Genomic DNA, 14,478 nt, shown 5'->3' on the forward strand with positions numbered 1-14,478 from the left:
TACAACTCCTAGTGGACGAACGGCTCGAGGCCAGATAAACGCATTTTCACCTCAGTTTGAGGAATTTGACGCGGCGACTCATGCGCGACTGCCGCAGCAATTGCACGGATGTGTTCTGGTGTGCTGCCACAACAGCCGCCAACAATATTAACCAAACCACTACTCGCCCATTCTTGGATATGCTGAGCCATTTCATCTCCCTGCATATCATACTCACCAAACTCGTTGGGTAGCCCTGCGTTAGGGTGAGCAGACACATAGCACTCACTGACTCGCGCAATTTCAGCCACATACTGACGCAACAAGTCTGGCCCGAGTGCACAATTTAGCCCAAAGGAAAAAGGCGTAATATGGCGCAATGAGTAATAGAAGGCTTCGGCTGTTTGCCCTGACAAAGTCCTACCCGATGCATCTGTAATAGTCCCTGAAATCATTACCGGTAACGCCAAGCCCTGCTCTTCAAACACTTGTTGTACCGCAAAGGCGGCGGCTTTAGCATTCAGGGTGTCAAACACAGTTTCGATAAGAATTAAATCCACGCCGCCCTCAATCAAAGCTTCAGTCGATTCAGTGTAAGCGGCGACAAGCTCATCGAAGGTAATATTGCGTTTAGCCGGGTCATTCACATCTGGAGAAATTGACGCCGTGCGATTGGTTGGCCCTAACACACCCGCAACAAAGCGCGGCTTTTCCGGAGTTTGCCGGGTAAACTCATCGGCTACTTCCCGCGCGATTCTCGCAGCGGCCACATTGATCTCACGCGACAGAGATTGCATATCATAATCGGCCATTGAAATGGTTGTCGCGTTAAATGTATTGGTCTCGATGATATCTGCACCTGCAGCAAAATACTCTGCGTGGATACCCTTAATAATATTCGGCTGGGTTAACACCAAAAGATCGTTATTGCCTTTGAGATCGGTAGGCCAATCCTTAAATTGCTCGCCGCGGTAGTCGGCCTCAGTCAGTTTGTGACGCTGGATCATGGTACCCATTGCCCCATCCAAAATCAGGATCCTTTGTCGCGCAAGGTCATGTAATTCTTTAGTTTTACTCATTAATACATCTCAGTCTGCGGCACTACGCGAATTATACACTCGCATTTAATTCATCTAAGTTATAAGGCGTTGTCTGATAAACAAAGTAATTTAGCCAGTTGGTAAACAGTAAATTTCCGTGACTCCGCCAGCGTACCATTGGCGGTTGCCGTGCGTCATCATTAGGAAAATAATTGACTGGCATTTTGGGTGCAAGGCCAGCGGCAATATCCCGCTGATATTCTTGTAAAAGCGTATCCGCGTCATATTCTGGATGCCCAGTGACAAACACCATACGTTTGTCTTCAGATGCTACTAAATAGGCACCGGTCTGGGCTGACCGTGCGATAACTTGTAAACCAGGCACAGCGTCATAAGTGGCCTCGTCGATAATGCCATAACGGCTGTGCGGAGCATAAAACACCGGATCAAAACCACGCACCAGCTCATTCGTCGGCACTAGCACTTGGTGTTCATATACGCCACACAGTTTTTCATCACGTAAAGCTCGGTGTTGCCCATAGAAATGATACATTGCAGCATGTGCGGCCCAGCACAAATATAAGGTCGACTGCACGTGACGCTTAGCCCACGCCATAATTTGTGTAATGTGCGGCCAATACTTTACGTCTTGATAGTCTAAATGTGCCAGCGGTGCGCCGGTAATGATCAGGCCATCATAGCGTTTGTGTGCGATTTCACTGAAGGCATGATAAAACGCATTCATGTGTTGCTCAGGCGTATGCTTGGATACTTGCTCATCAATCCGGATCAAATCCACATTAATTTGCAAAGGCGTATTAGATAGTAACCTCAGCAGTTGAACTTCCGTTTCAATTTTATTTGGCATTAGATTCAGAATACCTACCTCAAGCGGCCGAATGTCCTGCTGCGCTGCGCGCTCGGCGTCCATACAGAAAATATTCTCTTGCGAAAGAACATCTTGTGCAGGCAATTCACTGGGTATTCTGATTGGCATTGATCTCATTCTCACTGTTACGCTGACGCAACAGTTTGCCGGATCTAGCTAGATTGTCAACTTATTTACGTCTAGACGTCTAAACGTTCAGATGTTTTATCTGTGATCGTTATCAACCGCCATCAACAGTTCAATCTCGGCTCGAGGGATTCCGCATGCGTCGATGATATCGTCAATATCAGCGCCAGAAGCAATCAACCGGCGGGCTTGTTGATACAGTTTTACTTCTGGATCTTTTAACTCTAAATCGTTCACTTGATTGTTGAGCAATACAATTTCTTGTTGCAGCTTTTGTGCGGTATTGGCATTGACTGCCGCCTTATCATACAGCTCGTCGATCAATTGCTGCTGCTTGCGTTGACTTTGCTTGGCTTGTTGCTGAATGTGGTTCATTTGCAACATCAGTTGCTGTTCTAACTGCTCTTGTCGAGCGCTAACACGGTCACGCTGCTGGCGTAGGGAACGCGTAAACCAAAACACCAAAAAAACAAGTGCAATCAAATTAAGAATAGTAAGTGCAGCGATTAGATCTAGCATGCAGAATAAGGTGAGCCTAGGTTATAGCTATCGATAAACGAAGTGCGACAAACAGGCGTTTGCCGCAGGTATTTGGCGCTCGTTTTACAGACTGGAAATTTCGTCCCATTCTTCATCAGACAGCAGTTTATTCAAGTCAACCAAAATCAGTAATTCGCCATCGCGATTACTAACGCCCTGAATAAACTTAGCACTTTCTTCAGTACCCACATTCGGTGCACTATCGATCTCAGAAGAACGCAAATAAACAACTTCTGCCACACTATCAACCAAGATACCGACCACTTGTTCGTCAGATTCAATAATGACAATGCGCGTGTTGTCTGTAATATCCGTTGGTGGCAAGCCGAAGCGTGCGCGCGTGTCGATGACCGTCACAACATTACCGCGCAAGTTAATGATCCCGAGCACATAATCAGGAGCACCTGGCACCGGTGCAATTTCTGTATGGCGAAGGACTTCTTGCACTTGCATTACGTTAATGCCGTAGGTTTCTTCACCTAAGCGATAGGTGACCCATTGCAAAACCTCATCGTTGTTATCTACGACCGTATTACTATTCGTACTTTTTTCACTCATCCTTCATGCTCCTGACACTGACGGTGATTATTTCTGATGACTATTCAAGCCAGCGTTCAATAAATCAGTTAACTGTGATACATCAATTAAAGCACACATCCGCTCTTTCACCATACCCGCTAACCAAGGGCGCTTACCGTCGGATTCTCGCCACTTCACATCTTGCTTTTCCAATTCGATAGTATTGATTAAGGCGTTACTCGACAATCCCCATTCACTATCTGCAAGCATAATGATGTATTTGTAGTGTAGCTTGTCTTCTTCAATTTGTGCGTATTTTTCCGGCATTACCCATTTTGCCGCATCAACTACATTTATTTTTTCATCGCGATGCAGCATAACGCCCATAAACCAATCTGGCTTACCAAACAACGGTCCGATCTTATCAATCTGATGAATGCCTCCAAGATCGATTAACGGAACCGCCATGGTTAATCCTGCGACATCAAAAAATAACGCTTGGAAACGTTTATCTAAACGCTCTTTCAGCGCTTGATGAGACGCTTTCTCATTGTTTATATTAGCTATTTCGGCTGCATTTTGCGCTTCTTTAGTCGCAACAATGATTTCCTCAGCCTCAGGGGCTTCAGTCGCAACCTGTTCAGGTGCGTTAACCATGCTGACTTGCGGTTCCTCTTGTGGCGCAGGATCGGTTATTACCGGTGTGACTGTGGCTTGCTCTAACAATTTTGCTACGCGTTGCGTGGCTTCGACAGGATCAGCCAAATCGACGAGCAAGCCGTCTAAATATTCTTGCATGATCTCTTCTTTAGCGAAGCTCTTTCCTTTACTCATGGTCTATTACGACTCTAACTCTAATAATAATTTGGTATATGCGTATGCCCCCCGCGAACGCGGTGCATACAAGGACAGCGGTGTTTGGGCCTGACTTGCTTCGCGAAAGCGAGTGTCTACCGGTATCGTACTTTTCCAAGTATTTTCGCCATACTCTTGCTTCAGAGTATTATGCGCCTCTAAAGCGGCGTTTACCCGCTTGTCAAACATGGTCGGCACGATTAACGCATCAAAGGTCTTACGCAGTGACTGGCTCATAATTTCGAGTGTATGCATCATTCGGTCTAAACCTTTGAGGGCCAAAAATTCAGTCTGTACGGGAACCAATATTCGATCGCACGCTGCCAACGCATTAACCATCAATACTCCAAGCACGGGTGGACAATCAATCAAGACATAATCAAACTCAGATTCAACCGCCTGCAGTGCACGCGTCAGTACTAACCCCATGCCAGTTTTCGCGCCCAATTTACGATCCAGTGTTGCCAGATTCATCGTCGCAGGCAAAACAAACAAGGTGTCTAACTTAGTGGGACACAAGCAATCAAGTACTAGCTCTTTGTCTAATGGTCCATCATGAACAAAGATGTCATAAGTACTTTTGGTTAACTCTTCAGAATCAATACCAAAATAATAACTTAACGATGCATGTGGATCAGTATCGATCAACAATACTCGCTGTTTGCGTTCAGCCAAAATACCGCCTAACGTTACAGTGGTTGTCGTTTTACCGACACCGCCTTTCTGGTTGGCTATGGTCCAGATTTTCATGGTTAGCCTTTGACTTCTGTCATAACATCTGTGGCCATCCGCTCAATCGGTAAGCTACGCTCTGAAATATTCGCTACGGTAACCGCTTGCGGCATGCCATAAACCACGCAACTGGCTTCGTCCTGCGCCCAAATCGTCGCGCCTAATGCTTTGATCTCTTGACTACCCAACTTTCCATCTGCGCCCATACCGGTGAGAATTAAACCCAAAATGTCGCCCCCGAACACTTGACCGCACGCCTTGAAGGTTAAGTCAACGCTGGGTTTATAGGTTAAATTTTCTCCTGGAACCGAATCGACGATTTTGACCCGAGCAGCACCACTTGTACCTTCGACTAACATTTGCTTACCACCTGGCGCTAGATACGCATGCCCAGGCTTAAGTACATCGCCATTTTGAGCTTCAGATACGCTAATGTTGCACAAGCTATTTAAGCGCTGCGCAAACGCCGTTGTGAACGTTCCTGGCATATGTTGAACCAATAGGATTGGCACAGGGAATGTCGCTGGTAGCGGCTGCAGCACTTTCTGCAAGGCAACGGGTCCACCCGTTGAAGAGCCTATCGCCAAGAGTTTATAGCGCTTGTTTTTACTGCGGTAGACCGGTGGAGATGAAGTTGCAGGGCCACTTAATACTGAGGATGACTTAAAGAATTTTTGTGTCGCCGGCGTACGGCCCGGCGAACTGAGTGGCGGCGCAGATATACCGCGCGCTCGCATTGGCCGACTGGCGATAGCGCGCACTTTGGAACGCAACACCATGGTCGCCTCACGACGGTCGCGAGCGATATCTTCAAAATTCTTCGGAAGGAAATCAAGCGCACCGGCCTCTAACGCTTGGATAGTCGCCTCAGCGCCATCTTGCGTAATAGAGGAAAACATCAAAATCGGCACCGGTGAGGTCTGCATAATTTTACGCACTGCCGTAATGCCATCCATTACCGGCATTTCAACATCCATAGTAATTACGTCCGGTGCAAAGGTCGCTAGTTTGTTTAAAGCATCTTGACCATTGTTCGCTTCAGCAACAACTTCGAGTGCTGGATCCTGATTAAGGATTTCCCGCACCCGGCGTCGATAAAACGACGAATCATCGACCACCAACACCTTGAGTGTCATTACTATTTAGTTTCCTGTCATTCATTGCTTGGCCAGTAAGCCAAACAGCGATTTCACCGTCTATTTATTCAAAGCCTTGCGCGCATACCGCTTAAGCAGCCCAGGAATATCAAGGATCAATGCGATACCACCATCTGAGGTTATGGTAGCGCCAGCCATTCCAGGTGTGCCCTGTAATAGCGCATCAAGCGGTTTTATGACGACTTCTTCTTGACCAATCAAAGCATCAACCACAAAGCCCATTTGCTGTGTACCGATTTGGACAACGACCACATGGCCTTTATCCTTTTCTACTTGTCGATTACCACGACGTAACCATTCACCGAGATAGAACAAGGGTATCGCTTTGGAACGCACGATCATGGTTAGCTGACCATCAACGGTATTCGTCTTAGAGATATCCATATTGATGATCTCGTTAACCGCACCAAGTGGTAACGCAAAAGTTTGCTCGCCAACAATAATCATCAATGTTGGCAATATCGCGAGAGTTAACGGTACCTTAATTTCTAAGCGTGTGCCGCGACCAAGCTGAGAATCAATATTTACACTACCATTGAGTTGGTTGATCTTGGTTTTAACCACATCCATACCAACACCACGGCCTGAAATGTCACTGATTTCAGTTTTGGTCGAGAACCCTGGCGCAAAAATCAGATTAAAAGCTTCGACATCAGACATTCGAGCGGCAGCATCTGCATCGAGCACGCCACGATTAATCGCAATCTCTTTCAATTTATCGGGATCCATTCCCTTACCATCGTCATCAATGGTCAGCAAAATATGATCGCCCTCTTGGGATGCAGAGAGTTTAACTGTACCCATACGAGGCTTACCGGCGGCTTGGCGGTCATCCGGCATTTCGATACCGTGGTCAACCGAGTTACGCACCAAATGCACTAACGGATCGGCCAACGCTTCAACCAGATTTTTGTCTAAATCCGTTTCTTCACCTTCCAGCTCGAGGGTAATTTCTTTTTTCAGACTCCGTGCTAAGTCCCTGACAACGCGAGGGAAGCGACCAAAGACCTTTTTGATTGGCTGCATGCGGGTTTTCATTACCGCACCTTGCAAATCCCCGGTTACCACGTCGAGGTTAGCAATCGCTTTGCTCATGCTCTCGTCGTTAACGTTAATCCCCAAGCTTAACAGGCGGTTACGCACAAGTACTAACTCTCCAACCATATTCATGATTTGGTCGAGTCTCTTGGTATCAACACGTACAGTGGTCTCAGCAGGTGGCGCCGCTGCGGCCGCTTTTTTATCATCTTTCTTCGCAGCCGGTTTTGCCGGAGCCTTCGCTGCCGGCGCTTCTTTAGCTGCGGCAGCAGGCTTAGCCGCTGGTGCAGCTTTTTTGGCTTCGTCGCCAGCAGAGGATGACTTCGCTGGCGGTGCCTGAGTCGCTGCTGTAGGTTTATCTTCTTTTACTGGTTCTTGCGGCTTAGCTGGCTCTGCCTTCGCTCCCGGACCTTGGCCTTGTCCATGCAGCTGATCCAACAAAGATTCAAACTCATCATCAGTGATTTCATCACTACTAGCGTCTGCTGTTGGACTTGTATTGGCTTTCTCTGCAGGTGCCTCAGCTGTTTTGCTACCCGCTTCAAACTTACCTTTACCATGCAACTGGTCGAGTAACGCTTCAAACTCGTCATCACTGATATCATCATCACCAGAAGTACTCGATGACGATTCTGCCGCAGGTGTTGCTTCTGCTTTGGGTTTTGGCGCACTAGGTGCTCCACCACCATGCAGTTCATCTAACAGCGCTTCAAATTCATCCTCAGTGATTTCGTCGATGCTACCGCCTTCATCTGCACTGGACGCAACCGGCTCATTGCTTTCCGCTGGCGAATCTTCCACAGCGAACTCTATTTCCTCAGCACTATCGGATGCTGGTTCTGCTGCGCTGGCATCGCCATCGAAAATGTTTTCATCAGGAGATTCAGGATGGCTGAGTTTATGTAATAGATCGATAAGTTCGGGTTCTGCTGGCTCAAGTGGTTCACGCGCTTTAACCTTGTCAAACATTTCCACAACCACATCTGTGGCGCGCAAAATGACATCCATTAAATCAGGCGTTAGCGTACGCTGCCCGTTACGCATTACGTCAAAAACGTTTTCCGCGCCGTGACAAATATCAACGAGTTCAGTGAGTGATAAGAACCCGGCACCACCTTTGACCGTATGATAACCGCGAAAAATCGCGTTCAGTAGATCTTTATCTTCAGGATTATTCTCTAAATCAACGAGCTGCTCCTGTAATTGTTCAAGTATCTCTCCAGCTTCCACTAGAAAGTCTTGCAATATTTCCTCGTCTACATCAAACGCCATTAATACGCTCTCCTAAAATCCCAAGCTCGATAACAGGTCATCGACATCATCTTGGCCACTTACCACGTCATCACGTTGGTCAGCATCGATAATTGGACCTTCCGCTTCCACGTTATCGGTCTTTTTCTCAGATTTTTGAGGACTTTGCTTCATTTCCGGGTCACCAAACATGGTTAACATGTTAACCAAACTGTCCTCGACCTCTTTTACCAACTCGATTACTCGCCGAATCACTTGCCCAGTTAAGTCTTGATAACCTTGAGCCATAAGCACTTCAGTCATCAGTGAAGTCAGCTTTGCTGAATCTGTTGAAGCATCTTCCAACAACTTGTCCAAGTCCGCACACAAAGTCTTAAACTCACCCAACTCAATTTGACGTGTCATGAGCTTTTTCCACTCTGGCAACACCGCGCTGATCCGCTCATTGAGTTTTTCTGCTAATGGCATGCTCGTTTCAACCGCATCCATTGTAGTATTAGCCGCTTTTTCGGTTTCTTCAATGACGTACAACAGACGTGACTGGGCGTCTGGGATCTCCTCGCTCGCTAAGCCTTTGATACGATCATCAATTTGGAAGCTATTGAGGGAGTCATGGAGTTGACGTGTTAATTTACCGACTTCAGCAAACAACTCGATAGACTCTTTCATAGAAGCAACTTCAAGAATCGCATTAGCCGACTCGTGATCGCCCTCCTCAAGATAGGTGACGAGCTGTTTCGCTTCTTCTAAAGAAATTGGAACTGTGGATTTATCAGGCATCCAGTGTCTCCTTTTGTTGAAAGACCGTCTGGATTAACCTAAGCGTTCGAAAATCTTTTCGAGCTTTTCTTTTAAGGTAGCAGCGGTAAATGGCTTAACCACATAGCCATTTACTCCGGCTTGTGCCGCAGCTACGATTTGTTCCTTTTTGGCTTCAGCAGTTACCATCAACACCGGCAAGTGCTTAAGACCATCATCTGAACGGATAGCGCGCAACAAATCAATACCCTGCATACCCGGCATATTCCAATCGGTAACAACAAAATCAAAGTCACCTTGTTGTAACATGGGTAACGCCGTGCTTCCATCGTCTGCTTCTTGAATATTCGTAAAGCCGAGATCTTTAAGCAGGTTCTTTATGATGCGTCTCATTGTTGAAAAATCATCAACAACAAGAATTTTCATATTTTTATCCAAAACAGCCTCCACTGAGGAACATTATCATTGTTATTGTTAAGCTTCAGTCATTCGCCAAGCTTGCATCCGCGCTTTCAGCTTTAGCATTGCTTGACTATGTATTTGACTCACTCGCGATTCACTGACTTCTAAAACCTCGCCAATTTCGCGTAAATTCAATTCTTCATCATAGTATAGCGAAAGGACAATTGCCTCTCGCTCTGGCAGTGTCGTAATTGCATGCGCCAAGGCTTTTTGAAATGCCCCTTGCATCAAATCTTCAAAGGGGGCGTCGGAGCCTTTGCTCTGTTCATCGCCGATGACATCTTCAGACACGCCTAAATCTTCGATTGCGACTAGCTTACCTGCGTTCACTTCATTTAGCATCTGGTGATACTGCGCCAGAGATACATTCAGTTTAGCGGCAATATCCACATCACGCGCGTCGCCACCAGTTTCTCTTTCGACTTGCGCTATCGCTTCCATAATAGTGCGACTGTTTTTATGCACTGAGCGCGGTGTCCAGTCGCCCTTGCGAATTTCGTCTAACATCGCACCACGAATTCGGATCCCTGCAAAAGTTTCAAAACTAGCGCCTTTGGATCCATCGAAATTTTTCGCAGCTTCCAACAAGCCAATCATGCCTGACTGGATCAAATCATCGACAATCACACTGGCTGGCAAGCGCGCCATGAGGTGGTGAGCAATACGCTTAACTAGCGGCGCGTGGCGCTCCACAATAGCGTTTAAATCGACACTCTGTTGATATGCTGCCACCTTACTACTCACCCGTTATCACCTACCGCCTTGCGAGTTAACAACTGCTCTAGGAAAAACTCCAAATGCCCGCCCGGTTGTTCGGGAATAGGCCAATGGCTTGCGGAACGCGCCAAATCACTGATTGCAAGGGCTGCTGGAGAAGCAGGAAACGCATCAACAATCGGTGTTTGTTTACGCACCGCTTTACGAATATTTTCATCAAACGGAACCGTTGCCACTAACTCTAGTGCAACATCCAGGAATCGCCCAGTGACTTTCGAAAGTTTATTAAATAATTCGCGCCCTTCACGATCACTACGAACCATATTGGCTACGACTTTAAACTTGAACACGCCGTGTTCACGGTTGAGGATTTTTATTAGTGCGTAGGCATCGGTGAGTGAGGTTGGTTCATCACATACCACGACTAGAATATCTTGTGCCGCGCGACTAAAACTCAGAACCATATCTGAAATGCCTGCAGCAGTATCGACAATTAAGACATCGATAGGGGTTTTCAATTCACTAAAGGCTCGGATCAGACCAGCATGTTGGGTCGGTGTTAATTCCGTCATGCTTTGTGAGCCGGATGTGGCTGGTGCAATTTTAATTCCGTGAGGTCCAGTCACAAGCACCTCGTCGAGCGTACATTCGCCAGATAAAACGTGCGACAAATTTTTGTCGACCCGCAAGCCTAACATCACGTCAACGTTAGCCAGCCCCAAGTCAGCATCCAAGACCAGCACCCGCTGCCCTTGCTTCGCCATTGCCACAGCAGTATTCAGTGTAATGTTAGTTTTACCAACACCCCCTTTCCCACCGGTGACCGCAATAACCTTAATTAAACGTGATTGTTTCATTCTTCTTAAGCCGCTAGCCTGATCTTCAATCATACTGCTTTTGCTGTATTTGCCGCTATATGGTTGCTAGTATGGTGCAACTTGTACTTTTTATAAAGCCTTGCTGCAAGAGAAATCAGATTTTTTCCACTTGCAGACGCAATATCTTCCGGTACTTTCTGACCATCCGTAACAAAGCTTAGCGGTAAGTTATAGTTTATAGCAACACTTAGCATTTCACCCAATGAATAGCATTCATCTAACTTTGTGAATATGCACCCTTGCAGTGGTACGTTTTTATACGCATTCACAACGCCTTGCAGGCTGGCATATTGGGCATTTGCTTGCGCAACCAAATAATAGTTAATTGGCATGTTAATCCCACGCGATAACTCTTGCAACTGACCAATTAAGCGCGCGTCTCGTTGCGAGAAGCCTGCAGTGTCGATTAGTACCATTCGCTTATTTCGTAGTTGATGAATAACATTTGCCAATTCTTCACCGTTGTGGGCTTTCTTAACAGTACAACCAATGATCTTACCGTAGGTTGATAATTGCTCGAACGCACCAATACGATAGCTGTCAATAGTCACTAAAGCGACCTGTTCGGCGCCATGTTTTTGAGCATAGCGCGCGGCCAGTTTTGCGATTGTTGTCGTTTTCCCCACACCAGTAGGCCCAACCATTGCGACAACACCAGACTGCGTAAGTAAATGCTGGCCGCCTACGTGTACTCGATTAGCTAATAATTTGAGTAGCATTAACCAAGCATCACGCTCATTGGCTTCTGCTGGCAAATAATTGATTAATTGATCACTGAGTGATTCTTCAATTCCCATTAATTGAAGTTGTTCATATAAATAACCATGCAATGGGTTTTTCAACTGTTTGCGTTGCTCTGTCAATGCCGCGACTTGAAATGAAAGAATGTTACGCAGCGACGCCAATTCTTGATGCATATCCGCCAGTTGCTGCGGTACGTCTGCATGATGCTGAGCGGTTGCGTTCGCGGCACCGGATTGATTGCTCTCTACCGACGGTGTCGCCTGCACATTGGGCGCTTTTTCAGCATAAGTCTGCGCATAAGGCTCAGCTTTCGCAGACACTCGATTAGGTTTGGTAGTTTCTCGCTCGGTACTCGCCGTTGCTGACTGCTTCGCATTTGCCGCTTGTTGCTTTTCAAGCAACTGCTTCAAACTATCCGGACCATCATCGCCAATAATTTCACTCAGAGTTGGCGTGCGTTGGCGAGGTTCCGCTTTAATCGTTTTGGCTGACGTTGGCGGTGTTTGTGTATGTGGGTCGTAAGCGGCAACGAGTTCAATGCCTGAGCCGGTTTTGCGGGTCGACATGATTACGGCATCAGCACCAAGCTCTTCTTTCACTTGACGCAATGCCTCGCGCATATCCTTACCGACAAATCGTCTAATTTTCATCGCTTATGCTCCACTTCACTTATCTGCTTATTGCCCAACGGCACTTACAATTCGAATTTGCTTATCATCAGGAATTTCCTGATAGGACAGGACATGCAAACCCGTCACCGCATGTTTTAAGAAACGCGATAATACCGGTCTTAACATGCCTGACGTCAGCAATACTGATGGTTCTCCTGCCAGCTCCTGCTGCTGAGTCGCCTCGCTGAGCGATTGCTGGATCCGGTCAGCTAGTCCAGGCTCAATACCAGCGCCATCCTCGCCACCTGCCTGTAATGACTTGTGCAGTATTTGTTCCAACTCTGGCGCCAAAGTAATGACGGGCAGCTCGGCCCCGCCGTGATTGATTTCTTGGATAATTAAACGCTTCAAAGCGATCCGCACGGCTGAGACTAATACGTCAGGATCTTGACTTTTCGGACCATATTCACACAACGTTTGTACAATCGTGCGCATATCACGAATAGGTACACCTTCGTACAGCAACGTGCGCAAGACTTTAACCACCGTGCTGAGCGATAAAATATCAGGGATCAGCCCTTCTACCAGTTTTGGATTACTCTTGGCTAACATGTCCAAGAGTTGTTGAGCTTCCTCGTGCCCGAGTAGTTGATAGGCATTAGTTGTCAACAATTGACTCAAGTGGGTTGCCACAACTGTGGCGGTATCAACCACGGTATAGCCTAATGTTTGGGCATGTTCACGCTGGGCTGGTTTGATCCAAACAGCATCTAAACCAAAGGCAGGATCTTTCGTCGGTTTACCATCAAGCTTACCAAAGACCTGACCTGGATTAATCGCTAGCTCGCTGTCATGATTAATATCTGCTTCCCCGACGTTTACGCCTAACATGGCAATTGTGTAAGTTGTCGGGTTGAGATCAAGATTGTCTCGAATGTGCACTGGCGGGATCAGGAAGCCAAGTTCTTGCGAAAGCTTTTTCCTAACTCCCTTAATGCGCGTCAACAGCTCGCCACCTTGCGCTTTATCCACCAAGGGGATCAAACGATAACCCACTTCTAGTCCGATGGTATCGACCTGCTGTACGTCATCCCAACCGAGTTCTTTAATTTCTGCCGGGGTTTGACTGTCAGCCGGTAACACTTCGCCGGTTTTTTCAACTTTCTCGGGTTGTTGGGCTTGGCGTGTTTTGAGGTAGGCCAATCCCCCTGCAAGCGCACTAAAACTTAAGAATGCGAGGTGTGGCATACCAGGGACAATACCCATAACGAATAGAATACCCGACGCAATAGACAAAGCTCGAGGGTTGGTGAGCTGTTTATCCAGCTCCTGACCCATTTCCTGGGTTTCATTCTCACGCGTAACGATTATCGCAGTTGCCACTGACAACAATAACGATGGGATCTGAGCGACCAAACCATCACCAATGGTCAGAATGGTATATACCTCAAGTGCTCGACTGAACGGCAGGTCATACTGCACTAAGCCGATAAACAAGCCGCCTACGATATTGATAAGCATGATAAATAGGCCTGCAATAGCATCACCTTTAACGAACTTTGAAGCACCATCCATTGAACCGTAAAAATCAGCTTCTTGAGTGATCTCTTCACGTCGTTTACGGGCTTCATCTTGATCGATGTAGCCCGCATTCAAATCAGCGTCGATAGCCATTTGCTTGCCTGGCATCGCATCCAAGGTAAAACGAGCACTTACCTCAGAGATACGTCCGGCCCCCGCGGTCACAACTTTAAAGTTTATAATCAATAAGATCGCGAATACGACCACACCCACGGCAAAGTTACCGCCGATAACGACTTCACCAAAGGCTTGGATCACTTTACCTGCAGCATCGCCACCTTCATGCCCGTACAGCAAAACAACCCGTGTTGAAGCAACATTAAGTGCCAATCGTAAGACTGTTGCGATAAGCAAAACTAAGGGGAAAATACCGAAATCAACCGGCTTTTGCGTGAATACGGCAACCAGAATGATCACCAACGATAGCGCTATGTTGAAGCTGAACAGCACGTCAAGCAAGAAGGGTGGCATGGGCAAGATAACCATGCCCATAATGGCCAATAAAACCATGGGCGCGCCAAGCCCTGACGTAAAGCGCTTGAGTTGGTTCTTATCGAAATTTCGCCATTTAGCGGTTAATTCCATCCTGACAGCCACTCC

General features: G+C 47.0%; 14 protein-coding genes. All 14 read right to left on the reverse strand.

What is annotated here, in order from left to right; all coding sequences use genetic code 11:
- Positions 1-8: 8 nt before the first annotated feature.
- The gene (locus AC121Z_RS11755) at positions 9-1,058 is read right to left on the reverse strand and encodes a homocysteine S-methyltransferase family protein (protein WP_498124206.1); all 1,050 of its coding nucleotides are present in this window, start codon (positions 1,056-1,058) and stop codon (positions 9-11) included.
- A 31-nt stretch (positions 1,059-1,089) separates the two neighbouring features.
- The gene (gene metA / locus AC121Z_RS11760; protein ID WP_498124207.1) at positions 1,090-2,016 is read right to left on the reverse strand and encodes a homoserine O-succinyltransferase MetA; all 927 of its coding nucleotides are present in this window, start codon (positions 2,014-2,016) and stop codon (positions 1,090-1,092) included.
- Positions 2,017-2,112: 96 nt separating this feature from the next.
- A complete protein-coding gene (locus tag AC121Z_RS11765) occupies positions 2,113-2,553 on the reverse strand; it encodes a DUF2802 domain-containing protein (protein WP_498124208.1) in 441 nt (146 codons plus the stop codon).
- 84 nt (positions 2,554-2,637) lie between these two features.
- Positions 2,638-3,132 (reverse strand): chemotaxis protein CheW, encoded by a 495-nt coding sequence (locus tag AC121Z_RS11770; protein WP_498124209.1) that lies wholly within the window; start codon positions 3,130-3,132, stop codon positions 2,638-2,640.
- 27 nt (positions 3,133-3,159) lie between these two features.
- Entirely contained in the window at positions 3,160-3,927 is a 768-nt protein-coding gene (locus tag AC121Z_RS11775) for a chemotaxis protein CheW (protein ID WP_498124210.1), read from the reverse strand.
- 6 nt (positions 3,928-3,933) lie between these two features.
- Positions 3,934-4,698 (reverse strand): ParA family protein, encoded by a 765-nt coding sequence (locus AC121Z_RS11780; protein ID WP_498124211.1) that lies wholly within the window; start codon positions 4,696-4,698, stop codon positions 3,934-3,936.
- Between the two features lie 2 nt (positions 4,699-4,700).
- Entirely contained in the window at positions 4,701-5,816 is a 1,116-nt protein-coding gene (locus AC121Z_RS11785; RefSeq protein WP_498124212.1) for a protein-glutamate methylesterase/protein-glutamine glutaminase, read from the reverse strand.
- 60 nt (positions 5,817-5,876) lie between these two features.
- Positions 5,877-8,147: a chemotaxis protein CheA gene (locus tag AC121Z_RS11790; protein ID WP_498124213.1), complete on the reverse strand. Its 2,271-nt coding sequence runs from the start codon at positions 8,145-8,147 to the stop codon at positions 5,877-5,879.
- Between the two features lie 12 nt (positions 8,148-8,159).
- Positions 8,160-8,906, reverse strand: a complete 747-nt coding sequence (locus AC121Z_RS11795) for a protein phosphatase CheZ (protein ID WP_498124214.1) — start codon at positions 8,904-8,906, stop codon at positions 8,160-8,162.
- Positions 8,907-8,939: 33 nt separating this feature from the next.
- Complete coding sequence (gene cheY, locus AC121Z_RS11800; protein WP_100642107.1) at positions 8,940-9,323, reverse strand: chemotaxis response regulator CheY; 384 nt, start codon at positions 9,321-9,323, stop codon at positions 8,940-8,942.
- Positions 9,324-9,359: 36 nt separating this feature from the next.
- Entirely contained in the window at positions 9,360-10,091 is a 732-nt protein-coding gene (locus tag AC121Z_RS11805; RefSeq protein ID WP_498124216.1) for an RNA polymerase sigma factor FliA, read from the reverse strand.
- A complete protein-coding gene (locus AC121Z_RS11810; protein ID WP_498124217.1) occupies positions 10,088-10,954 on the reverse strand; it encodes a MinD/ParA family protein in 867 nt (288 codons plus the stop codon). Before AC121Z_RS11810 ends, AC121Z_RS11805 begins: the two co-directional genes overlap by 4 nt.
- Positions 10,951-12,336, reverse strand: coding sequence for a flagellar biosynthesis GTPase FlhF (gene flhF / locus AC121Z_RS11815; protein ID WP_498124218.1), 1,386 nt, complete (start codon positions 12,334-12,336; stop codon positions 10,951-10,953). Before flhF ends, AC121Z_RS11810 begins: the two co-directional genes overlap by 4 nt.
- 27 nt (positions 12,337-12,363) lie before the next feature.
- Complete coding sequence (gene flhA, locus AC121Z_RS11820; RefSeq protein WP_498124219.1) at positions 12,364-14,463, reverse strand: flagellar biosynthesis protein FlhA; 2,100 nt, start codon at positions 14,461-14,463, stop codon at positions 12,364-12,366.
- Positions 14,464-14,478: the final 15 nt, after the last annotated feature.

The sequence above is a fragment of the Alteromonas sp. DYW1 genome (assembly GCF_059752595.1).

Bases quoted from the DNA above. Each gene is read 5' to 3' on its own strand.
- AC121Z_RS11755 (WP_498124206.1), bottom strand. From the start codon at position 1,058: ATGAGTAAAACTAAAGAATTACATGACCTTGCGCGACAAAGGATCCTG.
- metA (WP_498124207.1), bottom strand. From the start codon at position 2,016: ATGCCAATCAGAATACCCAGTGAATTGCCTGCACAAGATGTTCTTTCG.
- AC121Z_RS11765 (WP_498124208.1), bottom strand. From the start codon at position 2,553: ATGCTAGATCTAATCGCTGCACTTACTATTCTTAATTTGATTGCACTT.
- AC121Z_RS11770 (WP_498124209.1), bottom strand. From the start codon at position 3,132: ATGAGTGAAAAAAGTACGAATAGTAATACGGTCGTAGATAACAACGAT.
- AC121Z_RS11775 (WP_498124210.1), bottom strand. From the start codon at position 3,927: ATGAGTAAAGGAAAGAGCTTCGCTAAAGAAGAGATCATGCAAGAATAT.
- AC121Z_RS11780 (WP_498124211.1), bottom strand. From the start codon at position 4,698: ATGAAAATCTGGACCATAGCCAACCAGAAAGGCGGTGTCGGTAAAACG.
- AC121Z_RS11785 (WP_498124212.1), bottom strand. From the start codon at position 5,816: ATGACACTCAAGGTGTTGGTGGTCGATGATTCGTCGTTTTATCGACGC.
- AC121Z_RS11790 (WP_498124213.1), bottom strand. From the start codon at position 8,147: ATGGCGTTTGATGTAGACGAGGAAATATTGCAAGACTTTCTAGTGGAA.
- AC121Z_RS11795 (WP_498124214.1), bottom strand. From the start codon at position 8,906: ATGCCTGATAAATCCACAGTTCCAATTTCTTTAGAAGAAGCGAAACAG.
- AC121Z_RS11810 (WP_498124217.1), bottom strand. From the start codon at position 10,954: ATGATTGAAGATCAGGCTAGCGGCTTAAGAAGAATGAAACAATCACGT.
- flhF (WP_498124218.1), bottom strand. From the start codon at position 12,336: ATGAAAATTAGACGATTTGTCGGTAAGGATATGCGCGAGGCATTGCGT.
- flhA (WP_498124219.1), bottom strand. From the start codon at position 14,463: ATGGAATTAACCGCTAAATGGCGAAATTTCGATAAGAACCAACTCAAG.